The sequence below is a fragment of the Marinobacter sp. bablab_jr003 genome, assembly GCF_016464245.1.
Lineage (GTDB): Bacteria > Pseudomonadota > Gammaproteobacteria > Pseudomonadales > Oleiphilaceae > Marinobacter > Marinobacter vinifirmus.
This window is the reverse complement of record NZ_JADARC010000099.1, coordinates 1-25,269: the sequence shown is the minus strand read 5'-3', so window position 1 is coordinate 25,269 and position 25,269 is coordinate 1. Positions and strand designations below refer to the sequence as shown.

Here is a 25,269-nt window from a genome sequence, read left to right as displayed (position 1 = left end):
TCACTTACCGGATTCCAATGCCTCTAGTTTAGCCAAACCAGAAAAAAACACAAAAAAAACGGGCTCTTAGAGCCCGTTTTTTTGACACCAATCGGAATTTTATTCCTTGTTGGCGTTCTGCTGCTGCATCTGTTCCTTGATCAGGTCACCGATAGTGGTGGCACCTGAGGACTCAGCAGCCTTGCTGCGTACATTTTCCAGGGCCTGCTTGTCGTCCTCTACGTCTTTGGACTTAACAGACAGGTTGATGACGCGGTTCTTGCGATCGATGCTGATGATCTTCGCTTCAACTTCTTCGCCTTCCTTCAGAACGTTACGCGCGTCTTCTACGCGGTCACGGCTGATTTCGGAAGCCTTCAGTACCGCTTCAACTTCTTCGTTCAGGGCAATGGTGGCGCCTTTGGCGTCAACTGCAGAAACAGTACCCTTAACGATGGAGCCCTTGTCGTTCAGCTGAACGAACTCGGCAAACGGATCGCTTTCCAGCTGCTTGATGCCCAGGGAGATACGCTCACGCTCGGGATCAACAGACAGGATAACGGTTTCAACTTCGTCGCCCTTCTTGTACTCGCGAACGGCTTCTTCGCCAGTCTCGTTCCAGCTGATATCGGACAGGTGAACCAGGCCGTCGATGCCGCCATCCAGACCGATGAAGATACCGAAGTCAGTGATTGACTTGATCTTACCGGAGATGCGGTCACCCTTGTTGAAGTTGCTGGAGAAGTCTTCCCACGGGTTGGATACGCACTGCTTGATACCCAGGGAGATACGACGACGCTCTTCGTCGATATCCAGGATCATCACTTCAACTTCGTCACCTACCTGAACAACCTTGGACGGGTGGATGTTCTTGTTGGTCCAATCCATTTCGGATACGTGAACCAGACCTTCCACACCTTCTTCCAGCTCGGCAAAGCAGCCGTAGTCAGTCAGGTTGGTTACGCGTGCAGTAACCTTGGAGCTTTCCGGGTAACGACCTTTGATGTCGACCCACGGATCTTCGCCCAGCTGCTTCAGGCCCAGGGATACGCGGTTACGCTCGCGATCGAACTTCAGGACCTTAACATTGATTTCGTCGCCCACATTCACGATTTCGCTCGGATGCTTGATGCGCTTCCAGGCCATATCAGTGATGTGCAGCAGGCCGTCAACACCGCCCAGATCTACGAACGCGCCGTAGTCGGTCAGGTTCTTGACGATACCCTTGATTTCCAGACCTTCGGTCAGGGTTTCCAGCAGAGCTTCACGCTGCTCGCTGTTTTCAGCTTCCAGAACGGCGCGGCGGGAAACAACCACGTTGTTACGCTTCTGGTCCAGCTTGATAACCTTGAACTCGAGTTCTTTGTTCTCCAGGTGCGCAGTGTCGCGAACCGGACGAACGTCTACCAGGGAACCCGGCAGGAAGGCACGGATGCCAGCCAGATCAACAGTGAAACCACCCTTGACCTTACCGTTGATGATACCCTTAACAACTTCTTCAGCTTCGAAGGACTTCTCGAGTACCTTCCATGCTTCAGCGCGCTTGGCCTTCTCACGGGACAGACGGGTTTCACCGAAACCGTCTTCAACTGCATCGAGAGCCACATCGACAACGTCGCCGACAGCTACTTCCAACTCGCCTTTTTCGTTCAGGAACTGGGAGGCGGGGATAACGCCTTCGGACTTCAGTCCGGCGTTAACGGTGACCCAGTCGTTATCGACGTCTACAACGGTTCCCTGAACAATGGAACCCGGTTGCATATCGATTTCTTTCAAACTTTCTTCGAAAAGATCCGCAAAGCTCTCGCTCATTATGTGCCCTATATGATCAACGCAAGTGTGCTCCGTGCCGCCAGCAACACGGTCTGTTAGTGATTTCCGGAATCAGCCAGCGGCTGGCAATTTGCGCTGCTTCCGGCATTCCAACGACAAAAAGGTGTAGTCAGGCCTGACCTGCTGCGGCCATACACCTGTCTAACACCTCTTCTATACTCAAACCCGTAGAATCAATGACTTGCGCATCATCTGCAGGCTTGAGAGGGGCCGCTGAACGGTTCATATCCCGCTCGTCACGTACCCGTATCTCTTCCAAAAGGGCGTCAATATTAACATCGACACCCGCTTGCATCAACTGGTTGTAGCGTCGCCTGGCCCGTTCTTCGGCGCTGGCGGTCAGGAAGATCTTGACCGGCGCGTCCGGGAACACCACAGTTCCCATATCACGGCCGTCTGCCACCAGGCCCGGTAACTGGCGAAAATCCCGTTGCCGCTGCAGCAGGGCATCGCGAACAGGCTGCATAACCGCAACCTTCGATGCGTTATCACCACAGGTTTCGGTACGGATTTCCGAGGTAACATCCTCGCCGGCCAGAACCACTTTAACCGGGTGCCCTTCCCCGGTCGGCTCAAACGCCACATCCAGAGTTGCCGCTACTTTCACCAACCCGGCCTCATCATCCAGGGCAACGCCCTGACGCGTTGCCGCCAGGGCGGTCAGCCGGTACAGCGCGCCACTGTCCAGCAGGTGCCAGCCCAGCTTCCGGGCCAGCATCTGGGTAATGGTGCCTTTGCCGGAACCACCCGGGCCATCCACGGCGATTACCGGAGCCTTGGTCTGGGTCATTACTGAACACCTTCTGTACTGATCTGAATTCCTGTCTGCTTTGCCAGCTCAACGAAGCCCGGGAACGAGGTAGCCACGTTCGCACAATCGTTGATACGGATCGGGCCGTTAGCCCGCAACGATGCAACGGCAAACGACATGGAAATCCGGTGATCTTCATGGCTTTCGATGGTGCCGCCACCTATTGTCTGGCCGCCGTCAATAATGATGCCATCCGGCGTTACCGTGGTTTCCACGCCCAGAGCGGCGAGGCCGTCAGCCATCACCTGAATACGGTCGCTTTCCTTCACCCGCAATTCCTCGGCGCCGCGCAGCACGGTGCGACCCTCGGCACAGGCGGCAGCAATGAACAGCACAGGGAACTCGTCAATGGCCAGTGGCACCTGGTCTTCCGGGATATCAATACCCTTCAGGCTCGCGGAGCGAACCCGCAAGTCAGCCACCGGCTCGCCACCAATCATCCGCTCTTCCAGCACCTCAATATCTGCGCCCATCTGGCGCAGAATATTGATCACACCAACACGGGTCGGGTTCATACCGACATGGCGCAGGGTCAGGTCGGAATCCGGGGCAATACTTGCCGCCACCAGGAAGAACGCTGCCGAGGAAATATCGGCCGGCACATCGATTGCACCGCCAGTCAGCTTGCCACCGCCGGTAACGCTGGCAGTGGCGCCATCACGATGCACGTGGTAGCCGAAACCCTGCAGCATGCGCTCAGTATGGTCGCGGGTAGGAGCAGGCTCGGTTACAGAAGTCACACCCTCGGCGTACAGCCCTGCCAGCAACAGACACGACTTCACCTGGGCACTGGCCACCGGCATGTCGTAGTGAATACCAGTGAGGTGCTGCCCGCCCCGGATCTTCAGGGGCGGACGACCACCTTCTGCGGTATCAATCACCGCACCCATGGCGCGCAACGGGTCGGCTACTCGGCCCATTGGGCGCTTGGACAGGCTGGTATCCCCCGAGAGCTCGGAGTCAAACGACTGCGCAGCCAGCAGGCCGGCAAACAAACGCATCGCAGTACCGGAATTGCCCAGATACAGCGGGCCCCGAGGCGCCTGCAGGCCGTTCATGCCAACACCGTGGATGCGGACAAACCCGTCTTCCGGGCCTTCAATCGTTACACCCATATCCCGGAACGCCTGCAAAGTCGCCAGGCTGTCTTCGCCTTCCAGGAAACCCTTAACCTCGGTAATTCCCTCAGCCAGGGCACCCAGCATGATGGAGCGGTGAGACATGGACTTGTCACCCGGCACCCGGATATCACCCCGGACAGAACCGCCGGGTTGCATTAGGAAAGTCACCTGCTTGTCACTGTTATTCGTCACGTAAGCCTGCCCTGAAAGCATCTTGGAAAAATGTTCACGCGCCGCCTTGGCGCGACTGAATACCCGAAGCAGCGTAGCGCCATCACCGGCGGCGATGGCAGACCGAAGCTGGTCGAGGTCCTGGGTAAAGTGGTCAATCACCCGCAGTACAGCATCGCGGTTTGACAGGAAAATGTCGTGCCACATAACCGGGTCGCTGGCCGCAATCCGGGTAAAGTCCCGGAAACCGCCGGCCGCGTACCGGAAGATGTCCATATTCTCGTCTTCACCCGCCAGCGTGTCCACCAGCGAGAAAGCGATCAGGTGCGGCAAATGGCTGGTAGCCGCCAGCACTTCGTCGTGATAGGCCACAGACATGGTCAGCACCGTGGCTCCGGTGCCTTCCCACAGTGCCGTGAGCCTGCTGACACCTGAAGGAATCGCGCTATCGGCTGGCGTCAGGATGACTTTATGGTGGGCAAACAGTTCCGGGTTAGCAGCGCGAATACCGCTCTTCTCTGAGCCGGCAATGGGATGCCCGGGAATGACATTTGCGGGCAAGGTGCCGAAAACGGCCTCCACATCCCCAACAAAGCTCGACTTGGTGCTTCCGACGTCGGTCAGCAAGGCATCATCTGCAAGAAACGGCTGAATCTGTTCGAGCACAGCCCGGGTAGCCCGCACCGGAACCGCCAGCACGATAAGGTCACTGCCCTGCACCGCCTGCTCAACACTTTCAGCGGCCTCGTCAATAACGCCGAGCTCAACCCCCAAAGCCGCATCTTCCGCTTTGCGGTCGAATCCCACCACGGTACCGGCCAGCCGGTACTTGCGCATTGCGCTGGCCAGTGAGCCGCCGATCAGGCCCAGGCCTATAACGGCAACACGACGGAAAACAGGCTCACGGGCGGTCAACTCAGCCTCCCTCACCCGCTGATACCAGCGCCTCGGCAAGGGCATCCAGGAAACGATCGTTCTCTTCCGGAAGGCCCACAGAAACCCGCAGGTGACACGGCATACCATAGCCGGCTACCGGACGCACAATAACACCGTGGGTCAGCAGGGCCTGGTACACACCGGCCGCCTGCTCGCCCACTTCCACCGCGACAAAGTTACCGGCAGACGGGATATATGGCAGGCCCATCCGGTCAAAGCCTTCGCACAGCTGACGCAGCCCGGCTTCGTTCACTTCCCGGGAACGGCTCAGATAGGCTTCGTCTTCCAGAACCGCGGTGGCAGCCGCCAGGGCGACGGTGTCTACGTTAAACGGTTGGCGTACGCGGTTGAGAATATCGGCAATTTCCGGCGAGCTGATGGCATAGCCAACCCTCAGAGCAGCCAGCCCCCAGGCTTTGGAGAAGGTGCGGCACACGATCAGGTTCGGGTATCGCGCCAGCAGCTTGATGCCGTCCGGGAATTCATCGCCGGTCAGATACTCGCAGTAGGCTTCGTCCAGAACCACCAGCACCCGTTCCGGAATGCGATCCAGGAACGCTTCGAGGGCATCCGCTTCATGCACGGTTCCGGTGGGGTTATTCGGGTTGGCCACGAACACCAGCTTGGTGCGGTCTGTTACAGCAGCGGCCATGGCGTCCAGGTCATGGCCCCAATCCCTGGCAGGTACTGAAACGCCCTTGGCCCCGATGGCCTGGGTGACAATGGGGTAAACGGCAAAGGCATACTGGGAGAACACCACTTCGCTGTCGCTGTCAGCAAAGCAACGGGCGATAACTTCCAGCACATCGTTGGAACCGTTGCCCAGCGTGATCTGGTTCATGTCCACGCCGAAACGCTTCGAAAGCGCCTGCTTCAGGTCGAAACCGTTGCCGTCCGGGTACAGGCACATTTCTTCCAGCGCCTTACGGGCGGCAGCCATTGCCTTGTCACTGGGCCCCAGGGGATTCTCGTTGCTGGCCAGTTTAACAATCTCCGCGGGGTTCAATCCCAGCTCACGAGCCAGCTCCTCAATGGGCTTGCCCGGCTGATACGGAGACAGAGCCTGAACACCTTTCACCGCAAGACTCTGGTAATCCACTGCCATTCAACTTTCCTCCGGTTCCGGTCTGTGAAATCTTAAAGAACACCAATGGGGTATGAGCCCAGGCGTTTGAGCTCCACAGCTTCCTGATCAATTTCAGCGAGTACTTTTTTAACCTGTTCGTCGTCCATATGCCCTTCGAAATCGATGTAGAACACATAGGCCCAGGTGCCACTGGGCGACGGACGGGTTTCAATACGGGTCAGACTGATGCCATGGCGATGGAAGGGCTCCAGCACGGCGTAAAGCGCACCCGGCTTGTTCCGCATGGACACCAGCACTGATGACTTATCCTGGCCGCTGGCAGGCACCTCTTCCTGGCCGATAATCAGGAAGCGGGTGGTGTTGTCTGGCCGGTCTTCAATGCTGTTGGAAAGCTTTTCCAGCCCGTACAGCTCTGCCGCCATATCACCGGCAATCGCGGCAGCGCCCGGCTCTTCAGCCGCACGGCGGGCCGCTTCTGCATTGCTTGAGACAGTAATGCGCTCAATGCCATAGCGGTGGGTATCCAGCCACTGGCGGCACTGGGCAAAGGACTGCTGGTGGGAATAAATACGGGTAATTTCTTGGTCTTTGTGCTTGGGCGAGACCAGCAAATGGTGATGAATCCGCAACTGAACCTCGCCGCAGATTTTCAGCGGTGAGCCAATAAACATATCCAGCGTGTGGTTAACCATGCCTTCGGTGGAGTTCTCCACCGGCACCACGCCGTACTGTGCCGCACCAGATTCCACTTCACGGAACACGGCATCAATAGCCGGCAGCGGAACACTGATCACGGAATGACCAAAATGCTTGAGTGCCGCAGCCTGGGTGAAGGTGCCCAGAGGGCCGAGGAACGCGATGTGCATCGGCTTTTCCAGGGCCAGGCAGGCCGACATGATTTCCCGGAACAGGCGGGCCATCTCTTCCGCCGGCAAAGGCCCCGGGTTCTGCTCCTTGATGCGGCGCAGAACCTGGGCTTCCCGCTCCGGACGGTAGAAGAACACATCCTGCCCCGGATTGGCTGCCATCTTCACGTTGGCCACTTCCTGGGCGCATTTGGCACGGGCGCTGATCAGCTTCATGATCTGCTGATCAAGGCTGTCTATTTCATCCCGCAGCTCACCCAGACGGGTCTTCTCGTCCGTCATGATCAGCCGCGCTCCTTCGCAAATTCCGCCATGTAGGCAATCAACGCATCCACACCCTCTTCCGGCATGGCGTTGTAGATGCTGGCTCGCATGCCGCCTACCGAACGATGGCCCTGCAGGTTCAGCAGGTGCCGGGCTTCAGCACCTTTAAGGAACTCACCGTTGAGAGCATCGTCTGCCAGGGTGAACGGCACGTTCATCCAGGAACGGAAACGCGGTTCGATCGGGTTGGCATAGAAATCATTGGTATCAATGAAGTCGTACAGCTTCTTCGCCTTGCGGGCATTCAACTCGCCCATCGCCTTCACGCCGCCCTGCTCTTTCAGCCACTTGAACACCAGGCCGGACAGGTACCAGGAATAGGTCGCCGGCGTGTTGTACATGGAATCGTTATCGGCGATGACCTGATAGTTCATCATCGTCGGCGTTTCCTTGCGGGCCTTGCCCAAAAGGTCCTTGCGGATAATCACAACCACCAGGCCAGACGGCCCGATGTTCTTCTGGGCGCCGGCGTAAATCAGCCCGAACTTGTTGATGTCTACCGGGCGCGACAGCATGGTGGAAGACATGTCCGCCACCAGCGGCACCTTGCCGCTGTCCGGAATGAAATCGTATTCCAGGCCACCAATGGTTTCGTTCGGCGTGTAATGCAGGTACGCCGCATCGGCATTCGTAGTCCATACCGCCTGGTCCGGAATGGTGGTAAAACCGCTGTCTTCAGAGCTGGCCACCACGTTCACATCACCGTAGCGGCTGGCTTCTGCGATGGCTTTCTTGGACCAGATACCGGTGTTCACATAATCGGCAGAGGTCTTTTCACCGAGCAGGTTCAGCGGGATGGTAGAGAACTGGCTGGAAGCTCCACCTTGCATGAAGAGTACGGCGTAATCGTCTGATATTCCTGCAAGTTCCCGAAGGTCTTTTTCAGCCGTTTCGGCAATCGCCACAAACTCGTCACTGCGGTGACTCATCTCCATCACCGACATGCCGGTGCCGCGCCAGTCGAGCATTTCGCTCTGAGCCTGCTTCAGCACAGCCTCCGGCAAGGTGGCCGGACCCGCACAGAAATTAAACGCCCTGCTCATTCTTCGGTTTCCTCGCCTTCAACGTCTACGTCAACGCCCGCATCGGTATCTTCCGCATCGGCATCGTCATCATCAGATTCTGCAATCCGCTCAACACCCACCAGGCGCTCGTCTTCCTGCGCCAGGCGAATCAGGCGCACACCCTGGGTGTTCCGGCTGAGTACAGAGACCTCATCGGTACGGGTACGCACCAGCGTGCCCTTGTCCGAAATCAGCATCATCTCGTCGCCTTCGAACAGCTGCAGGGCGGTTACCAGGTTGCCGTTACGCTCGGAGCACTGCATGGCGATAACGCCCTGACTGCCACGGCTGTAGGCCGGGAATTCGTCGATGGCGGTACGCTTGCCGTAACCGTGTTCACTGGCGGTGAGAATTACGCCGCCGTCCTGCGGAATAATCAGCGACACCACATGGTGGCCTTCCGGCATCTTGATACCGCGCACACCACGGGCAGTCCGGCTCATGGGCCGCACCTGGTCCTCGCGGAACCGCACTGCTTTGCCGGCGGTCGAGAACAGCATTACCTCGGCGGAACCGTCGGTGATGGCTGCACCAATCAGGGTATCGCCTTCGTCCAGGTTAAGGGCAATCAGGCCACTGCTGCGCGGACGGGAGAAGTTCGGCAGCGGGGTTTTCTTGACCACACCGGCAGAGGTGGCCATCAGTACAAACTGGTCTTCCGGATAATCACGCACCGGCAGGAAGGTGGTAATACGCTCACCTTCGTCCAGCGGCAGGATATTGACCATCGGGCGACCACGGGAACCACGGCTGCCACGGGGAATCTCGAATACCCGCAGCCAGTACACCTTACCGCGGTCGGAGAAGCACAGAATGGTATCGTGGGAGTTGGCGACCAGCAGCTTCTCGATAAAGTCTTCGTCTTTCATCGAGGTGGCGGCCTTACCGCGACCACCACGGCGCTGGGCCTGGTAATCTTCAACCGCCTGGGTCTTGGCATAACCGCTGTGGGAAATGGTGACCACCAGGTCTTCTTCGTCAATCAGGTCTGCAATGGTCAGGTCACGCTGGGAACTGGTGATTTCGGTACGGCGCTCATCACCAAACTCGGACACCACAGCTTCCAGTTCTTCACGGATAACCTGCATCAGGCGGTCCGGATCACCCAGGATTTCCAGCAGGCCGGCAATCTTCTCGAGGATTTCTTTGTATTCGTTCTGGAGCTTTTCGGTTTCCAGGCCGGTCAGGCGGTGCAGGCGCATATCCAGGATCGCCTGGGTCTGCTCCGGTGACAGGTAGTACAGGCCATCACGCAGGCCGTAGAATTCCGGCAGGTCATCCGGGCGGCAGGCATCTTCACCAGCACGTTCCAGCATGGCCAGGACGTCGCCGGGCGCCCAGCCCTTGGACATCAGCTTTTCCCTGGCTTCAACAGAGCTCGGCGAAGCCTTGATCAGTTCGATCATCTCGTCGATGTTGGCCAGGGCTACGGTCAGGCCTTCCAGGATGTGACCACGCTCACGGGCTTTGCGCAGCTCATAGATGGTCCGGCGGGTAACCACTTCGCGACGGTGGCGCACGAAGGCGTCGAGCATCTGCTTCAGGTTCAGGATCTTCGGCTCGCCGTTCAGCAGCGCCACCATGTTGATGCCGAACACTGTCTGCAGCTGGGTGTGTGCGAACAGGTTGTTCACCACCACTTCCGGGTTTTCACCACGGCGCAGTTCGATAACAACCCGGATACCTTCCTTGTTGGACTCGTCACGCAGCTCGGTGATGCCCTCAAGGCGTTTTTCCTTGACCAGTTCGGCGATCTTCTCGATCAGCTTCGCCTTGTTCAGCTGGTAAGGCAGCTCGGTGATGATGATCGCATCGCGGTTGGTCTTGTTGTCGTGCTCGATCTCGTGACGGGCACGAATGTAGATACGGCCACGACCGGTGCGATAGGCCTCGACAATGCCGGCACGTCCGTTAATGATGCCCTGGGTCGGGAAATCCGGGCCCGGAATGTATTCCATCAGTTCATCGATGGTCAGGTCCGGGTTATCAATCAGCGCCAGGCAGCCGTTAACGACTTCGGTCAGGTTGTGGGGCGGAATGTTGGTGGCCATACCCACGGCGATACCGGAGGAGCCGTTCACCAGCAGGTTCGGTACGCGGGTGGGCAGGACTTCCGGAATACGCTCGGTGCCGTCGTAGTTGTCTACGTAGTCGACCGTTTCCTTTTCCAGGTCCGCCAGCAGCGAGTGCGCCATCTTCTCCATGCGGATTTCGGTGTAACGCATGGCGGCCGCGTTGTCGCCGTCGATGGAACCGAAGTTACCCTGGCCATCAACCAGCGGGTAGCGCAGCGAAAACGGCTGAGCCATACGAACGATGGTGTCGTATACCGCAGAGTCGCCATGGGGGTGGTATTTACCGATAACGTCACCCACCACACGGGCAGACTTCTTGTACGCCTTGTTCCAGTCGTTACCCAGCTCGGACATGGCGAACAGAACCCGCCGGTGCACCGGCTTGAGGCCGTCGCGCACATCCGGCAGGGCCCGGCCAACGATAACGCTCATGGCGTAATCGAGGTAGGACTGTTTCAATTCGTCTTCAATATTGACCGGCAGGATCTCTTTGGCTAACTCACCCATCGAGAAAGGTTCCTTTGCGTTATCTGGAAGTCGTTACGGGGCCTTTTTCCGCACCCACATTTATTCTTCAACAAGCCGCCAAGCATACCACAGTCCACCCCTCGCCGGGGCAACTGTGGTAAAGCCTTAATCAAACACTACGGTCTTGTTTTCATAGGTAATCACGCGGTCTTCAACATGCGACCGGAGCCCGCGGGCCAGTACGTTCTTCTCAACATCCTTACCCAGGCGAACCATGTCTTCGATGGAGTCGCGATGGCTGATGCGAATAACGTCCTGCTCGATGATCGGGCCCTCATCAAGATCCTGGGTTACGTAGTGGCAGGTTGCACCAATCAGCTTCACACCACGGCTATAAGCCTGGTGGTATGGCCGGGCACCAGCGAAAGACGGCAGGAAGCTGTGATGGATATTGATCACCTTGCCCGCATACTTTTCACACAGGGCAGCCGGCAGGATTTGCATATAACGGGCCAGCACCACCACATCGGTTTCGTACTGTGCGAACAGCTCTTCAATGTGGGCGAAGGCTTCGGCCTTGTTTTCCTTGCTTACCGGCACATGGTGGTAGGGAATGTCATGCCATTCCACCATCCGGCGCAGGTCATCGTGGTTCGAGATAACCGCCACGATTTCGCAGTTGAGTTCCTTGCTGTGCCAGCGGTGCAACAGGTCGGCCAGGCAGTGGGATTCCTTGCTGCACATCAGGATCACCCGCTTGGGGCGGGCAGAATCGGCAATGTGCCAGTTCATGTTGAACTCGCGGGCAATCGGTTCGAAGGCTGCGCGGAACTGGTCCAGCCCGAACGGAATCGATTCGGCCTTGATCTCGTGCCGCATGAAGAACCAGCCGGACTGGGTATCTGAGTGGTGGCTCGCCTCGGTAATCCAACCATTGTAGGTGGACAGGAAATTACTCACCTTGGCAACAATTCCCACCCGGTCCGGGCAGGAAATAACAAGACGATAGGTATGCTCCATGAAGCCTTTCCTTAACTTGAATCCGGGAAAGCGGGTGCGACGGGGAACCGGCAAAACAAAGTTTGCGGCAAACGATCGGAACGCACCGTTAAAAATGACCGGCTATGATAGCCTATCTGAAAGCCAGAAACGAGGAGTGAGCGCATGGACAGAGTCAACCACAGCCTTTTAAAGAAAATCCCTCTGAGGGGCCTGTGGCGCCTTACAGCCGCAAGCTTGTTCGCAGTTGCAACCACTGCTGCGGCAGCCAGCAACCAGGCCATCCTGGAAGGCGAGCGCTTTCATCCCGTTCAGGGCAAGAACGGCATGGTGGCCACCAGCCACACGCTGGCCTCGGAAGTGGCCCTGCAGGTTCTCAAAAACGATGGCAACGCCATAGACGCTGCGGTTACCGCCGGCTTTGCCCTGGCCGTCACCCAGCCCCGCTCCGGCAACATCGGTGGTGGCGGCTTTCTGCTCTACGCACCGGGCGATGGCACTGCGCCAGAAGCCATCGACTACCGGGAAACCGCACCGGCGGCCGCGACCGAAACCATGTTCCAGGACGAAGACGGCAATGTGGTGAACGAACGCAGCCGGTTCAGCCATAAAGCCGCGGGCGTTCCCGGCACCGTGGCTGGCCTGGCCATGGCCCTTGAACGCCACGGCACCCTGTCACTGAAAGAAGCCCTGGCGCCGGCCATACGCCTGGCAAAGGACGGCTTTGTGGTGCCACACCGGTTTACCGAGGGGCTGGAACAGGCCCGGGATCGCCTGCAACGCTGGCCCGCCACCCGCGATACCTTCTATAAGGAAGACGGCTCCGCACCGCAGCCGGGGGAAACGTTCAGGCAGCCGGAGCTGGCCGCTACCCTTCAACGCATTGCTGATCAGGGCATCGAGGGCTTTTACCGGGGCGAAACCGCCCGGCTGATCGTGGAAGAAATGCAGCGCGGCGACGGGCTGATCACCCTGGAAGACCTCGCCAGCTATCAGCCCGCGGTCCGCCAGCCGGTGCAGGGGAACTACCGGGGATACGATATTTTCTCCATGTCGCCGCCCTCTTCCGGCGGCACCCACATCGTCCAGATCCTGAACATTCTTGAGCACTACCCCATTGGCGAATGGGGGCACAATTCCGCCAACACCCTGCACCACATGGCCGAAGCCATGAAGCTGGCCTACGCCGACCGGGCCGAATACCTGGGCGACACCGACTTTGTGGAGGTGCCCCTGGCCGGGCTGACCAGCAAAGACTACGCTGCAGAACTGCGCAAAGGCATTGCCCCGGATAAGGCCCGCCCTTCCCTCGAGATCAAGCCCGGCCAGCCCGCAGTATTTGAAAGCCCGGAAACCACCCACTTCTCGGTGGTGGACCGTTGGGGCAATGCCGTATCCAACACCTACACCATCAATTTCAGCTACGGCTCCGGCATCACCGTGGCCGGCGCAGGCTTTTTGCTGAACAATGAAATGGACGACTTCAGCGCCAAGCCAGGCGCCGCCAACGCCTACGGCCTGATTGGTGGCGAAGCCAACAAGATTGAACCAGGCAAGCGTATGCTCAGCTCCATGTCGCCCACTATCGTGCGTAAAGACGGCAAGAATGTTCTGGTCACCGGCAGCCCGGGCGGCTCTCGTATTATCACCACCACCTTGCAGGTAGTGATGAATGTGATCGACCATAATATGAACATACAGAGTGCCGTCAGCGCCCCCCGCATGCACCATCAGTGGCTGCCGGATGAGATTCGCATCGAACAGGGCATCAGCCAGGACACTATCGAATTGCTTGAGTCCCGGGGCCATGTGGTGAATACCAGTACCGCCATGGGCGCCATTCAGAGCATCATGATCGGCGAAGACGGCACCCTGTTTGGCGGCGCCGACCCCAGGCGAAGCACTTCATCCGCCATGGGCTTCTAATCAGACAGGAACGTAGTAATGGAACCTGAAAAGCAAGGACAAGACCAGACGCCACCACCGGCCGTACCTAACCAGTTGTCATTTTTATGGTTAAGCGCGGCCATCTTCCTGATGTTTCTGTGGCTACAGGACAGCGGCCAGCCGCAACAACAGGAACTGGCCTACTCGGAGTTCAAGGAAGCCGTGTTGAGTGGCCAGGTCTCGGAAGTGACTCTGCAGAACGAGGAAATCCGTGGCCAGTTTACAGACTCCGGCAGCAGCCAGTTCAGCTCTGATACCGGCCCGGCGTCGCGCAGCTTTATCACCGTGCGCCCGCCGGTTGAAGACACGGAGCTGCTGGCCTTGCTGGAACGGCAGGAAGTCACCATTCGCGGAGCCCGCTCTGGCAGGCCCTGGTGGCAGGAGCTGATTCTCGGGTTCCTGCCCTGGATATTGCTGCTGGCACTGATGTTCTGGTTCTGGGGCGCGGCCCAGAAACGCATGACCGGCGGCAACAGCCCCTTCGACTATGCCAAGTCAAAGGCCCGCAGGGCCCGCAAGGAAACCTCGACCACCACGCTGGATGACGTAGCCGGCATCGAGTCGGCCAAGCGGGACATCTCCGAGATTATCGACTTCCTGAAAACCCCGGAGAAATACCGCCGGCTGGGCGCCGTTATGCCCAAGGGCGTATTGCTGGTGGGCCCGCCGGGCACCGGTAAAACCCTGCTGGCCCGGGCCATTGCCGGTGAAGCCGAAGTGCCGTTTTTCAGCATCAGTGCCTCGGAATTCATCGAAATGTTCGTGGGCGTGGGTGCCGCCCGGGTGCGGGATATGTTCCAGAATGCCCGCAAGGAAGCCCCTGCCCTGATCTTTATCGACGAACTGGATGCCATCGGCCGCTCCCGGGGTGCAGGCCTCGGTGGTGGCCATGATGAGCGGGAGCAGACCCTGAATCAGATCCTGACCGAAATGGACGGTTTCGAGGCCCACGAGAACGTCCTGGTGCTGGCAGCGACCAACCGTCCGGATGTGCTCGACAGCGCCCTGCTGCGCCCCGGCCGGTTTGACCGGAAAATCACCCTGGACCGCCCCCACAAAGATGCCCGGGAAGCCATCCTGAAAGTCCACGTGCGCAAAGTGCCCCTGGCCCGCGACGTAAACCTGGCACAACTGGCCGCCCGCACCACCGGATTTTCCGGCGCGGACCTGAAGAACCTGGTGAACGAAGCGGCCCTGACCGCAGCCCGGGAAAACCGGGATGAGGTCACCGCGCACTGCTTCGAAGTAGCCCGCGACAGAATCATCCTGGGCGAAGAGCGGGACGCCCAACTGACCCCGGAGGAACGTGAAGTGGTGGCCTACCACGAATGTGGCCACGCGCTGATGGCGTATTACATGCCCAAAGCCGACCCGCTTACCAAGGTGACCATCATCCCCCACGGCATGGCCATGGGCGTTACTGAACAGACTCCCCGGGAAGACAAATACAACTACACCGAAAGCTACCTTCGGGATCGCATCAAAGTGATGCTGGGTGGCCGCTCTGCGGAGAAAATCATTTACGGGGAAGTCAGCACCGGTGCCCAGAACGACCTGAAAGAAGCCACCAAACTGTTGCGCCGGATGATCGGCCAGTGGGGTATGAGCGAAAAGGTGGGGCCCCTGGGGCTAGGCATTGGTGAAGAGCATGTATTCCTCGGTCGCGAAATGGGCGCACCCCGGGAATACAGCGAAAAGCTTGCGGAGATGATCGATTCCGAAATCCAGACCCAGCTGATGGACCTGGAACGTTTTACCGTCGCCTTTCTGACTGAGCACCGCAAAGAACTGGATGCCCTGGCCAAGGCGGTGATGGAACGGGAAACCATGGAATCCGAGGAAATCGAGCAGGTACTGAACGACGCCGGCAATCGCAAGATTGCCTGAGCGCTGCACATCTGGTCAGGGCGTTACCGTAACCGGCAGGTTCAGGGCCGACAACAGGGCTTCCGCGCCCTGATCGGCGAACAGGCTGCAGCTGCGGCTGACCACCAGCTGGCTGGCCCCCTCCTCCTGCATGGCCCGCACGGCAGCACCGGCACTGGCGGCCGGTATCTGCCGAACCCGCGCCGCAATGCCCTCACTCTGCAGGTACGCCAGGATATCTTCGGCTACCGACTGATCTATCTCGGAACCGGTACGCAGTAACACACTCAACGGTTGATGACTGCGCCGCGCCAGCTCGGCCCCCACAAGCACTGCCCGGTGATTGGCACCCTGGTCATGGTTGAGCAGAACCACCACGCGGTTCTGGCGCTGCACTCGGGGCTCCGCCCACAGAAGCACATCGCCCGGCGCCTGCCGAAGCAGAACCCGGGCCGTTGAACCCAGGCGGGCTCCGGGAATACCGGACCAGCCAACCCGACCCAACACCACCAGGTCTTGCGGCTGCACCAGGTTCAGAACCTCTTCCGCTACACGGCCCCGGCACAGCTTCAGGGTCTGGGCCAGGCCGAGACGAGCCATCGCCTGTTGTAATGAACGGCGGGCCGCCTCGGCCAGTGCCTGCATGCGGGCCTCGATTGCAGCTGAATCCAACGGGCGGGCCAGGCCGGAACTGCCGCCCACTTCCCGGGCAAAGCCGTACCCCGCCGTGCGCAGCAGGTTAACTTCTTCCACAAAGATGCCCAGAACCTCTGCATTACGGGCCGAAGCAATCTCTGCGGCGGCTTCCAGCGCGGCAAGGCTCAAGCGCGAACCATCCAGCAAGATCAATACCCGGCCCGCTGGTGCGTCCGGTTTGTCAGTCGTCGCCGTTGTTGCCATTGCCATTGCCTCCGTTGCCGTTCTCCTTGCCGCCGCCTTTCTTCTTGCCAACTTCGGCAAACTCCGCCAGCCGATCCGCCACCAGCCGGTTGAACGTGTTCTCCGGGTAAACGCCATCAGCATCGGGAACACCGGCTTCCATACCGGTCATCAGCTCAATGGCCTGGTCGATGTGGCTGAGCGGATAGATAGTGAACCGTCCTTCCCGCACGGCGTCACGAACCTGTTCATTGAGCATCAGGTGTTCCACGTTGCTGGCCGGCAACAGGGCGCCATGACCATTCACGCCCCTGGCTTGTGTGCACACATTGAAGAAGCCTTCGATTTTTTCGTTTACACCGCCCACGGCCTGAACCTCGCCGTGCTGGTTCATGGAACCGGTTACGGCCAGTGATTGCTTCAGGGGAACGCCGGTAATCGCCGACAGCAACACGCAGGTTTCCGCCACCGAGGCCGAATCCCCTTCCACGCCCCCGTAGGACTGCTCAAAAGCCAGGCTGGCCGACAACGACAACTCGCCCATCGGCGCATAGCGGTTGGCCAGGAAGCGGGACAGGATCATCACCGCCTTGCTGTGGATGGGCCCGCCAAGTTTGGCTTCCCGCTCGATATCCACCACCTGGCCTTTGCCGGGGCGGGCCGTCGCGGTTATGCGGGTGGGCTGGCCGAAGCGGGTAGCGCCAATCTGCAGAACCGACAAGCCATTGATCTGTGCTGCCTGTTCGCCTTCGGTGGCAATCATCATCACGCCCCGGCGAATCTGCTCCAGGCTGCGCTCACGGATACGGCTGGCACGGTATTCCCGCTCATCAATGGCCTGCTGCACGTGAACCACTTCAATGCGGGCACTACCAGCCTGGGATGCCCAGTGGTCGGCCTCGCTGAGCAAGTCTTTCAGCACGCGGTCATGGGCGGTGAGCTTTTTCTGGTCACTGGCCAGCCGGCTCGCATGCTCGATTACCCGGGCAACGGCCGCACGGTCCAGCGCACGGATACCGGACGACCGCGCCATAGTGGCAATCACCCGGGCATACAGGGGATAGCTCTGGTCGTCCCGGTCCAGGTCGTCTTCAAAATCGGCTTCCACCTTGAACAGGTCCAGGAAATCCGGGTCGTAGTGGGACAACAGGTAATACAGCACCCGGTCACCCACCAGAACCACCTTCACGTTCAGGGGAATCGGCTCCGGCTGCTGGCTGACGGTGGTCGCCAGGCCATACAAACGCTCCAGCGACTCAATGCGGATTTCACCGGAGAACAGAATCCGCTTCAGGCTCTCCCAGGCCAGTGGCTGGGTGAGGATGCGGCGGGCATCCAGGATCAGGTAACCACCATTAGCCCAGTGCAAAGAGCCGGCACGGATCAGGGTGAAATCTGTGTACAGGTTGCCCTGGTGGGCCCGGTGTTCGATCTGCCCGGTCAGGTGTTGATGGTTGGGCAGGTCTTCATAGACCACCGGTGCGCCCCGGGTTTCTGCATTGTCGACCAGCAGGTTCACCCGATACCGGTTCAGCAACCCGGCAGGCGCGCCATTCTCGTTATCCTGGAAGGCCTCAGCGTGCTCAACCACGTCTTCTCGCACCGAATCCAGGTGGGCGACCACCGCCGGAACATGGCTCCATTTCTCACGCAGTTCGCCAATGGGACCGCCAAGCGTGAGCTGCACCATCTCTTCATTGAGCTGATGTATCCGTTCCCGCACTTCCTTGCGCAACCGGGGAACCTGCTGAATCGCCTGCTGCAGCTTCTTCTGCAGGTCTTCCACCTTGGCTTCGACAAGCTCCTTCTCTTCATCAGAGAATTTCTTGTACTCCTCCGGCTCGATGACTTCGCCATTGCGCATGGGCGCAAAGGTAAAACCGGCGGGCGTGGTGATCATGGCAATATTGTTGGCGTTTGCCTCTTCCTGAATGGCAAACAGGCCTTTTTGTTGGCGCCGGGTGACTTCTTCCTGAAGCTCCTGAATCCGGGCCTGGTATTCCTCGCTCTCGAAGGTAGCGGGGATGGCGGTTTTCAGCTCGTTGGCCAGGTCGTTCATGTCGCTTTTGAACTTGCGACCCTCGCCCGGTGGCAACTCGATAGCGCCAGGTTTGTCTGACTGCTGAAAGTTAAATACATGGCACCAGTCAGACGGCACCGGCTTAGCTGCGGCGTGGGTGGCCAGAAACCGCTTCACCAGTTCATGCTTGCCGGCGCCCGAGGGGCCCAGCACAAACAGGTTGAAGCCACTGGCGGCCATACTGGCGCCGAACTCCAGTGCCCGGAGCACACGGTCCTGCCCGAATGGCAGTTCCAGGTCTTCCAATGCATCCGTGGTGTCGAAATCCAGCTTTTCAGGCGGACAGCGGTGGTAAATCTGGTCCTCGGTTAACGCCGCAGGTACAGCCATTCTTGCTCCTTAAGATTGCTTGCCTTCGAGTTTATCCTGGGTGCGTAAGTCAAAATCGCTCGCATCGTGGCGCTCGTGCAGCTGGGAGGACAACTCGCCCCAGGCACGGTTCACCATGCGGCCCCGCTGCACTGCCGGGCGCTTGGCCAGTTCATTCGTCCAGCGCAGCACGTTGGTATAAGTATGGGCTTCCAGGAATTCGGCGGCCTCATACACAGTATTCTTCACCAGCGAACCATACCAGGGCCACACCGCCATATCGGCGATGGTGTACTCGTCACCGGCGATGTACTGGTTATCCGCCAGCTGCCGATCCAGCACATCCAGCTGACGCTTCACCTCCATGGTGTAGCGGTTGATGGGGTACTCGTATTTTTCCGGGGCATAGGCATAGAAATGCCCGAATCCACCACCCAGAATCGGTGCGCTGGCCATCTGCCAGAACAGCCAGTTCATAGTTTCTGCACGCCGGGCACGGTCCGTTGGCAGGAAGGCTCCAAACTTCTCTGCCAGATAGAACAGGATAGAACCGGATTCGAATACCCGCACGGCCGGGTCTTCACTGCGATCCAGTAACGCGGGGATCTTGGAGTTGGGGTTAACCTCCACAAAACCGCTACTGAACTGGTCACCTTCCATAATCTGGATCAGCCAGGCATCGTATTCCGCTTCCTTGATGCCTTTCTCCAGCAATTCCTCAAACATGATGGTGGCTTTAACGCCGTTGGGCGTTGCCAGGGAATACAGCTGGAACGGATGCTCGCCCACCGGCAGGTCTTTATCGTGTGTGGCACCGGCAATCGGGCGGTTGATGCTGGCAAACCTGCCGCCGTTACCCTGCTCCCATTTCCAGACTTTCGGTGGCGTGTAGGTCGGATCGCTCATCAGTTGTTTCTCCCCTTTACGTTGAAAGATACGTGGCATGACTGTAACTGAATCCGGCACAGGAAAGCACCCATGAACTATACTCGGCTCTACAAACAATGGCTTACACCGGAATGAAGGTGTGATCCAGGCCGGCGAAGCCATCCTGGAGGTGGGCGACCCGAGTACCCTGGAAGTGGTGATCGACGTACTCAGCTTTGATGCCACCAAACTGAAGCCTGGGCTGGACACCCGCCTCAGCCCTGTTTCGGCATGACGGCGGGCACGCGGTATTTCGGCTGCGATAACGCACAGGCACCCCCCAGGATTTCGCAACCTAGCTTTTCTTGAACACAGCCGTGATCCGATCCCACCAACTGCGCTTCATCTGCTCTTCAGGGCTGGGCCAGGCTGGATCCTTGCTTTTGCTCTGCACAATGCCGCTGTTACCCAGCCGCAGGCGCCACAGCTGGGCCGCTGAGTGACCCTGCCCCGGCTGCTCAGACACCAGCAATAACGTGATGGAAAGCGTTTTGCTGGCATTGCGCACGTTAAACAGCATGTAGGTCAGTATCGACATGATGAACATTGTGGCGGCGGCCTTCACCATCTGGCGCAGATACCGCTTCTGGCGGTCCCGCGAGGGCTGAGTCTCACGCATGCGTTGCGCGAAAGCCTGGCTGAGCCGCAGGGCACGCGCAATGGTCTCGCCCGGCGTGTCGGTATTGTTCAATTGCCCTCGCAACCGACCCATGGACGCCTTGTACCGAAGCAACCAGGAACTGTTGGCGATTTCGAAGTACGGGGATAGCAGGGCAAAGGACTCATCATTCTTGTACGAGTCAGCCGGAGCTCATAATCGCCCTTCCGCCGTGTACTCCATTTATCGACCATACTGATAGTTCTTGTACCTCCATCAACAAACACATCTTAGGCTAAGCTTGCCTTATTACCGCCAACAAATTTGTCCAATAACCAACGAGGTGCACCCGGTGCCGGAAAATTCCGTATTCATAGGCAATGGCAGTCACGTTCAGAGCCTGCTGCTAAGCCGTGCTAACCGTCATGGCCTGATTGCCGGCGCCACAGGTACCGGCAAAACTGTCACCCTGCAGATTCTGGCGGAAGGCTTTTCCGCCCAGGGTGTGCCGGTGTTCATGGCCGATGTGAAAGGCGACTTGTCTGGCATCTCCCAGCCCGGCACGCCCAAGCCTGCGCTGCTCAAGCGTGCGGAGAAGATAGGCCTTGAACCCTACACCTTCCATGGTTTCCCCACCGTTTTCTGGGATGTATTCGGCGCCGAAGGCCACCCCATGCGGGCCACCATTTCGGATATGGGGCCCCTTTTACTGTCTCGCCTGCTGGAACTCAACGACACCCAGGAAGGCGTTCTGAACATCGCGTTCAAAGTGGCGGACGAACACGGCATGGCCCTGCTGGACCTGAAAGACCTGCGAGCGCTGATGACCTTTGTGGCCGAGCAGTCACAAGAGCTTACGGCAATCTACGGCAACGTCAGCAAATCCTCTGTGGGCGCTATACAGCGCCGTTTACTTCAACTTGAGCAAGAAGGCGGAGACCGGTTTTTCGGTGAACCCGCACTGGAACTGGCAGACCTCATGCGCTGCGACACTGCAGGGCACGGACACATTAACCTGCTGGCAGCAGACCAGTTGATTCAACGCCCACGGCTCTACGCCACCATACTGCTCTGGTTGCTTGCCGAACTGTTTGAAGAGTTACCGGAAGTCGGCGACCCCGACAAACCCAAACTCGTGTTCTTTTTCGACGAAGCGCACCTGCTGTTTGATGATGCCCCGAAAGCACTTCTACAGAAAGTTGAACAGGTGGTACGGCTGATCCGCTCCAAGGGAGTAGGCGTTTATTTTGTCTCCCAAAACCCCACAGACATCCCGGACACCGTGCTTGGCCAACTTGGAAACCGTGTGCAACACGCACTCAGAGCCTTTACCCCCCGAGACCAGAAAGCCGTTCGTTCTGCCGCCTCCACCTTCCGGCAAAACCCGAACCTGGATACTGAAAAAGTCATCACCGAACTGGGTATCGGTGAAGCCCTGGTATCCACCCTGGACGCCAAAGACATGCCATCGATAGTGGACCAGACCCTGATCCGACCGCCCTCCTCCCGCCTGGGCCCGGCCACGGCCGAAGAACGCAGGCAAATCATCAATGCCAGCGAGTTTGGCCCAAGGTACAACACCACCATTGACCGCGAATCCGCCTACGAGAAACTGAAAGAACGAGCCGAACAAGCCGCCAGGGAAGCCGAACAGGCAGCGCTTGATGACAGCCGGATGTACAAAGCGCCAACCAGCAAACGAAAAGCCCCGGCGCGAGCAAGAACATCGTCGCGCCAGGGCGTTTTTGAAACCATGGCAAAAAGCGTAGCCCGCACCGCAGGGCGGGAGATGACCCGGAGCATTTTGCGGGGGTTGTTGGGGTCTTTGTTTAAGGGGCGCTGAAAGGCCTGGCTCAGCAGTGTGCTGGCGCACCGGTGACTTTGACCTAGCGAAGCGGAGAAAAAGGCATCCGAGTGCCGCGTCTGGTTAGCTGTTCCCAAGCATGTACGCCCGAAGCTGTCGCTCCTCTCGCATGACATAGAGAATGAGAACTCGCTTATCATCCTCACGATAAAAAATGCGACACGGAGGAACCACTACCTCCCTGTATACTGAATCAGGGAGCTCTGGAGGAATCCGTCCGGATTGGGGGAAATCTTCCAAACGCCCGGTCTTATCGAAAACTTCTTGGACCAGGTGACTTGCGGCTGCAGGATTATCCAGAGCAATGTACTCAGCGATCGCATCCAGTTCTTGAAGGGCGGGCTCCGTCCAGATTACTTCAGCCATTTACTCATTTTCTCCCTGGCCTCACTTTGACTGTACGTTCTTCCCTCAAGTACAGCCAGCTCTCCTCGTGAGAGCCCCTCAAGCAGCTCAAGTCGGCGCTGCATAAACTCGTAATCTTGCACATCAACAAGGTATGCGGATGGCTGACCGTGCTCCGTGATCAGTATCGGCTCTTTAGTCAGGTGCAGATCTGCCAGAATCTTTGTGGCTTGGCGCTTGAGGTTCGTAACCAGCTCAACTTTCATGGGCTCACCCTGATCCAAATTAATAGTGACACTATAGTATCACTTTTCGAGTGAGACAATCACAGCTAAAACGCGAAGCTTTGCGCCAATTTTGGAGCCGCGAAGCGGTGGAAAATTTGTCCGGCAACAGCGCCTGGCTATGCCTTATTCGTAGTGACTCCAGAGCCTGAGAACTTTCACCACTCGCTCCTCCTCGAGCACTTGGTAGACCAGACGATGCTGAATATTGATGCGGCGTGAATAGGCCCCTGAAAGATCACCAATGAGCTTCTCAATCGGAGGCGGCTTGCGGTATGGATCTTCCGCTATCAGCGCTAACAGTTCCTGGGCTTTTGGTTTGAGGCCGCTGGAGGCCAACTTCTTTGCATCTTTCTGGGCTTGCTTGGTGTAAACCAACTTCCATGTCACCAGTCCAGCTCCTCATCGCATTCATCTACAGGGGTATCCATCCCCTCACGAATCGACTCCCGCATACCTGGTACGGAGAGCAGGTAAAGTGTTTCCTGAATTGCAGACCAGTCTTCCTCGGAAACCAGAACAGCTTTGTTCCGCTTACCCATGATGACGATTGGTTGGTGGGACTCGGCGGTCTCGTCAATCAACCGATATAGGTTGCTGCGCGCCTCAGTTGCTGTGATTCCGGTCATGACGCACCTCTTGCGTGTTCAACTTGCAACCAAGTGTACGCTTTTAAGTACGTACGTCAAGGCGAGCGTCTTGCATAACGCCCCGCAGCATGCGCGGCTTTGGAATGGAGGCGAAGCCGCAATGGAAAAGACGTCGCCGTGCCTGCGATGGTTATGTGCTGTGAGCGACGTTCGGGAACCTCTCGGGATGCTCTATAATTTCTTCCGTCAGGTCGACATCAAGGTCAGGCCAATAGAAGTGGCCTGGAGATTGTTCCTCAACGTTCACAATTGCGCTGACCGGCTGCTCCTTAAACCAGGGAAAACTGTTGTAGGGCATGAAAAACTCTCGGTCGTGCGCCAGAAGCCACACGCCATGCGCAGAAATGTTCGTCACCTCAACTGCCGAAGTGCTGTTTCCAAGCGCTGACAAGCTCATCTCGGTGATCCTCCACCAATAATTCGATTTCTTTCAGTTGCTGCCGGTTGTATCCGTAATTTTTGGACAGCTCAAGATCTGGTTCAAGCCAGAATTTTGCCTCGCCAACACCCGATACTACATGAACATGCATGCGAGACTCCTCTCGCGAGAAGAAAAAGAAACGATATCCTTTTTCTCGGAATACTGTAGGACTCATCCATACTCCTCACACATAACGCCCGCCATCACCGGTGACAAAGCCGGAGCGAAGCGGAGGTTTTGGCATCCGGTGCATGGCCTGGTTATGCGCGGCTTCAGGCTGCAACAAGCTTCTTCACGTTGAGCTCTTTGCGATGTTGTTCGGCATGCCAGAGTTCATATTGGGACTGCTGGTTCAGCCAGCTTTCTGCCGAAGTATCGAAAGCAACAGAGAGCCGAATCGCCATTTCAGGACTGATACCGGCCTTGCCATTCAACACGGCACTCAGCGTTTTTCGGCTAACGCCCAATGCCTCTGCCGCCGCCGTGACAGAGAGGCCGAGGGGCTCAATACAAAGCTCTCGCAGTACTTCACCCGGGTGCGGAGGGTTATGCATTAACATTGACGGTACCTCAGTGATAATCTTCGTAGTTCACAATCTCGGCATCTCCGTCTTCGAACCGGAAGGTCACTCGCCAGTTACCACTAACTGTCACTGACCAGATTCCGGCCTGATTGCCAGAAAGTTCGTGCAAACGAAGACCGGGGCACACCTACATGGCAAGTCCTGTTGCGCATAATTAACAGAAATCTACTTAATGCGCACTGCCGTTCCTGATGCGACTAAAAAAAGCATTTTGCTTCCGTTACCGGAAATTTCGCTGTAATCCAAGTCAATGCCAACGACAGCATCGGCACCCACCTCAGCAGCTTCTCGTCGGAGCTCTTTAAGAACTGTTTTCCGTGCGTCTCGCATTGTGTTTTGAACTACTTTGCTCCTACCACCGAGAATATCCCTTGCGGAGGCAAAGATGTCTTTGAAGATATTCATCCCGAAAACGCATTCGGCGGTGATCACATCGATTCTTTCTTTGATTTCTAGGTTGGTGCAAGTTTCCGTCGTCAAAATTATGCATTTTGCTTTATCAGATAGTACTTCAAGCTCTTCAGCTTCTGACCTTTGTTCTTGGGCTTGCAATTTTCTAGGATCATCTTCAGGCAATTCTGAAATAAGTTTTTCACGGTTACATTCTTTGCAGATTTTTTGCCCATAAAAGCCTATATCTTGAGTTATTGTCAAATCTGGTGTATGACCATCAGGCAGCGTTCCTGCCAGATTGATCTTCCACCTGTATTCCATCCTGAAACTGCACGTTGTCCACGACCAGCTTCAGTTGGTCAAACCCCTTGATTCGCTTCCAGCGTTT

At 57.7% G+C, this 25,269-nt stretch carries 25 protein-coding genes; 4 read left to right on the top strand and 21 right to left on the bottom strand.

Annotated features, from left to right (window positions below; translation table 11 throughout):
- Positions 1 to 99: 99 nt before the first annotated feature.
- From rpsA to purU, 8 genes are all read right to left on the bottom strand, one after another.
- Entirely contained in the window at positions 100 to 1,791 is a 1,692-nt protein-coding gene (gene rpsA, locus H3Z84_RS09510) for a 30S ribosomal protein S1 (protein ID WP_022990024.1), read from the bottom strand.
- Positions 1,792 to 1,921: 130 nt separating this feature from the next.
- On the bottom strand, positions 1,922 to 2,602 hold the full coding sequence (gene cmk, locus H3Z84_RS09505; RefSeq protein WP_022990023.1) for a (d)CMP kinase: 681 nt from the start codon (positions 2,600 to 2,602) through the stop codon (positions 1,922 to 1,924).
- Entirely contained in the window at positions 2,602 to 4,875 is a 2,274-nt protein-coding gene (locus H3Z84_RS09500) for a bifunctional prephenate dehydrogenase/3-phosphoshikimate 1-carboxyvinyltransferase (protein ID WP_416226121.1), read from the bottom strand. Before H3Z84_RS09500 ends, cmk begins: the two co-directional genes overlap by 1 nt.
- Positions 4,832 to 5,956 carry a histidinol-phosphate transaminase gene (hisC, locus tag H3Z84_RS09495; RefSeq protein WP_199457290.1) on the bottom strand — a complete coding sequence of 375 codons (1,125 nt, stop codon included), beginning with the start codon at positions 5,954 to 5,956 and terminating at the stop codon, positions 4,832 to 4,834. Before hisC ends, H3Z84_RS09500 begins: the two co-directional genes overlap by 44 nt.
- A 32-nt stretch (positions 5,957 to 5,988) precedes the next feature.
- Positions 5,989 to 7,086, bottom strand: a complete 1,098-nt coding sequence (gene pheA, locus H3Z84_RS09490; protein ID WP_199457289.1) for a prephenate dehydratase — start codon at positions 7,084 to 7,086, stop codon at positions 5,989 to 5,991.
- A 2-nt stretch (positions 7,087 to 7,088) separates the two neighbouring features.
- Complete coding sequence (gene serC / locus H3Z84_RS09485; RefSeq protein WP_199457288.1) at positions 7,089 to 8,171, bottom strand: 3-phosphoserine/phosphohydroxythreonine transaminase; 1,083 nt, start codon at positions 8,169 to 8,171, stop codon at positions 7,089 to 7,091.
- Positions 8,168 to 10,774, bottom strand: a complete 2,607-nt coding sequence (gene gyrA, locus H3Z84_RS09480) for a DNA gyrase subunit A (protein ID WP_199457287.1) — start codon at positions 10,772 to 10,774, stop codon at positions 8,168 to 8,170. The genes serC and gyrA overlap by 4 nt, the downstream gene beginning before the upstream one ends.
- A gap of 126 nt (positions 10,775 to 10,900) precedes the next feature.
- Positions 10,901 to 11,755: a formyltetrahydrofolate deformylase gene (gene purU / locus H3Z84_RS09475; protein ID WP_022990017.1), complete on the bottom strand. Its 855-nt coding sequence runs from the start codon at positions 11,753 to 11,755 to the stop codon at positions 10,901 to 10,903.
- Between the two features lie 144 nt (positions 11,756 to 11,899).
- Between purU and ggt the strand changes: the two genes are divergently transcribed.
- Together ggt and ftsH are read left to right on the top strand one after the other, a co-directional pair.
- Positions 11,900 to 13,660, top strand: coding sequence for a gamma-glutamyltransferase (ggt, locus tag H3Z84_RS09470; RefSeq protein ID WP_199457286.1), 1,761 nt, complete (start codon positions 11,900 to 11,902; stop codon positions 13,658 to 13,660).
- An 18-nt stretch (positions 13,661 to 13,678) separates the two neighbouring features.
- The gene (gene ftsH, locus H3Z84_RS09465; RefSeq protein WP_199457285.1) at positions 13,679 to 15,568 is read left to right on the top strand and encodes an ATP-dependent zinc metalloprotease FtsH; all 1,890 of its coding nucleotides are present in this window, start codon (positions 13,679 to 13,681) and stop codon (positions 15,566 to 15,568) included.
- 15 nt (positions 15,569 to 15,583) lie between these two features.
- Here the strand turns inward: ftsH and H3Z84_RS09460 are convergent, their stop codons facing one another.
- The 3 genes from H3Z84_RS09460 to yghU are packed head-to-tail and all read right to left on the bottom strand — an operon-like array spanning position 15,584 to position 19,721.
- A complete protein-coding gene (locus H3Z84_RS09460; RefSeq protein WP_228285833.1) occupies positions 15,584 to 16,447 on the bottom strand; it encodes a universal stress protein in 864 nt (287 codons plus the stop codon).
- Entirely contained in the window at positions 16,425 to 18,836 is a 2,412-nt protein-coding gene (locus H3Z84_RS09455; protein WP_199457283.1) for a Lon protease family protein, read from the bottom strand. Before H3Z84_RS09455 ends, H3Z84_RS09460 begins: the two co-directional genes overlap by 23 nt.
- Before the next feature lie 9 nt (positions 18,837 to 18,845).
- Positions 18,846 to 19,721 (bottom strand): glutathione-dependent disulfide-bond oxidoreductase, encoded by an 876-nt coding sequence (gene yghU, locus H3Z84_RS09450; RefSeq protein WP_022990012.1) that lies wholly within the window; start codon positions 19,719 to 19,721, stop codon positions 18,846 to 18,848.
- Positions 19,722 to 19,842: 121 nt separating this feature from the next.
- Here yghU and H3Z84_RS16945 point away from each other — a divergent pair, with 121 nt between their 5' ends.
- Positions 19,843 to 19,977, top strand: coding sequence for an HlyD family efflux transporter periplasmic adaptor subunit (locus H3Z84_RS16945; protein ID WP_323126992.1), 135 nt, complete (start codon positions 19,843 to 19,845; stop codon positions 19,975 to 19,977).
- 60 nt (positions 19,978 to 20,037) lie between these two features.
- Here H3Z84_RS16945 and H3Z84_RS09440 read toward each other — a convergent pair whose 3' ends face one another.
- A complete protein-coding gene (locus H3Z84_RS09440) occupies positions 20,038 to 20,433 on the bottom strand; it encodes a hypothetical protein (protein WP_199457282.1) in 396 nt (131 codons plus the stop codon).
- A 259-nt stretch (positions 20,434 to 20,692) separates the two neighbouring features.
- Between H3Z84_RS09440 and H3Z84_RS09435 the strand changes: the two genes are divergently transcribed.
- Positions 20,693 to 22,183, top strand: a complete 1,491-nt coding sequence (locus H3Z84_RS09435; protein ID WP_199457281.1) for a helicase HerA-like domain-containing protein — start codon at positions 20,693 to 20,695, stop codon at positions 22,181 to 22,183.
- An 84-nt stretch (positions 22,184 to 22,267) separates the two neighbouring features.
- Here the strand turns inward: H3Z84_RS09435 and H3Z84_RS09430 are convergent, their stop codons facing one another.
- From H3Z84_RS09430 to H3Z84_RS09390, 9 genes are all read right to left on the bottom strand, one after another.
- Positions 22,268 to 22,570 carry a type II toxin-antitoxin system RelE/ParE family toxin gene (locus tag H3Z84_RS09430; protein ID WP_058340470.1) on the bottom strand — a complete coding sequence of 101 codons (303 nt, stop codon included), beginning with the start codon at positions 22,568 to 22,570 and terminating at the stop codon, positions 22,268 to 22,270.
- Positions 22,558 to 22,815 (bottom strand): type II toxin-antitoxin system Phd/YefM family antitoxin, encoded by a 258-nt coding sequence (locus H3Z84_RS09425; RefSeq protein WP_022990007.1) that lies wholly within the window; start codon positions 22,813 to 22,815, stop codon positions 22,558 to 22,560. The genes H3Z84_RS09430 and H3Z84_RS09425 overlap by 13 nt, the downstream gene beginning before the upstream one ends.
- Before the next feature lie 144 nt (positions 22,816 to 22,959).
- Positions 22,960 to 23,223, bottom strand: coding sequence for a Txe/YoeB family addiction module toxin (locus H3Z84_RS09420; protein WP_199457280.1), 264 nt, complete (start codon positions 23,221 to 23,223; stop codon positions 22,960 to 22,962).
- Complete coding sequence (locus H3Z84_RS09415; RefSeq protein WP_058092928.1) at positions 23,220 to 23,462, bottom strand: type II toxin-antitoxin system Phd/YefM family antitoxin; 243 nt, start codon at positions 23,460 to 23,462, stop codon at positions 23,220 to 23,222. The genes H3Z84_RS09420 and H3Z84_RS09415 overlap by 4 nt, the downstream gene beginning before the upstream one ends.
- Before the next feature lie 151 nt (positions 23,463 to 23,613).
- Positions 23,614 to 23,880, bottom strand: coding sequence for a DUF2442 domain-containing protein (locus H3Z84_RS09410; RefSeq protein ID WP_058340468.1), 267 nt, complete (start codon positions 23,878 to 23,880; stop codon positions 23,614 to 23,616).
- A complete protein-coding gene (locus tag H3Z84_RS09405) occupies positions 23,840 to 24,079 on the bottom strand; it encodes a DUF4160 domain-containing protein (protein ID WP_199457279.1) in 240 nt (79 codons plus the stop codon). Before H3Z84_RS09405 ends, H3Z84_RS09410 begins: the two co-directional genes overlap by 41 nt.
- Before the next feature lie 97 nt (positions 24,080 to 24,176).
- Positions 24,177 to 24,464 carry a HigA family addiction module antitoxin gene (locus tag H3Z84_RS09400; protein WP_199457278.1) on the bottom strand — a complete coding sequence of 96 codons (288 nt, stop codon included), beginning with the start codon at positions 24,462 to 24,464 and terminating at the stop codon, positions 24,177 to 24,179.
- A 10-nt stretch (positions 24,465 to 24,474) separates the two neighbouring features.
- Positions 24,475 to 24,615 (bottom strand): type II toxin-antitoxin system RelE/ParE family toxin, encoded by a 141-nt coding sequence (locus tag H3Z84_RS09395; protein WP_199457277.1) that lies wholly within the window; start codon positions 24,613 to 24,615, stop codon positions 24,475 to 24,477.
- Positions 24,616 to 24,653: 38 nt separating this feature from the next.
- Entirely contained in the window at positions 24,654 to 25,202 is a 549-nt protein-coding gene (locus tag H3Z84_RS09390) for a YbjQ family protein (protein ID WP_199457276.1), read from the bottom strand.
- Positions 25,203 to 25,269: the final 67 nt, after the last annotated feature.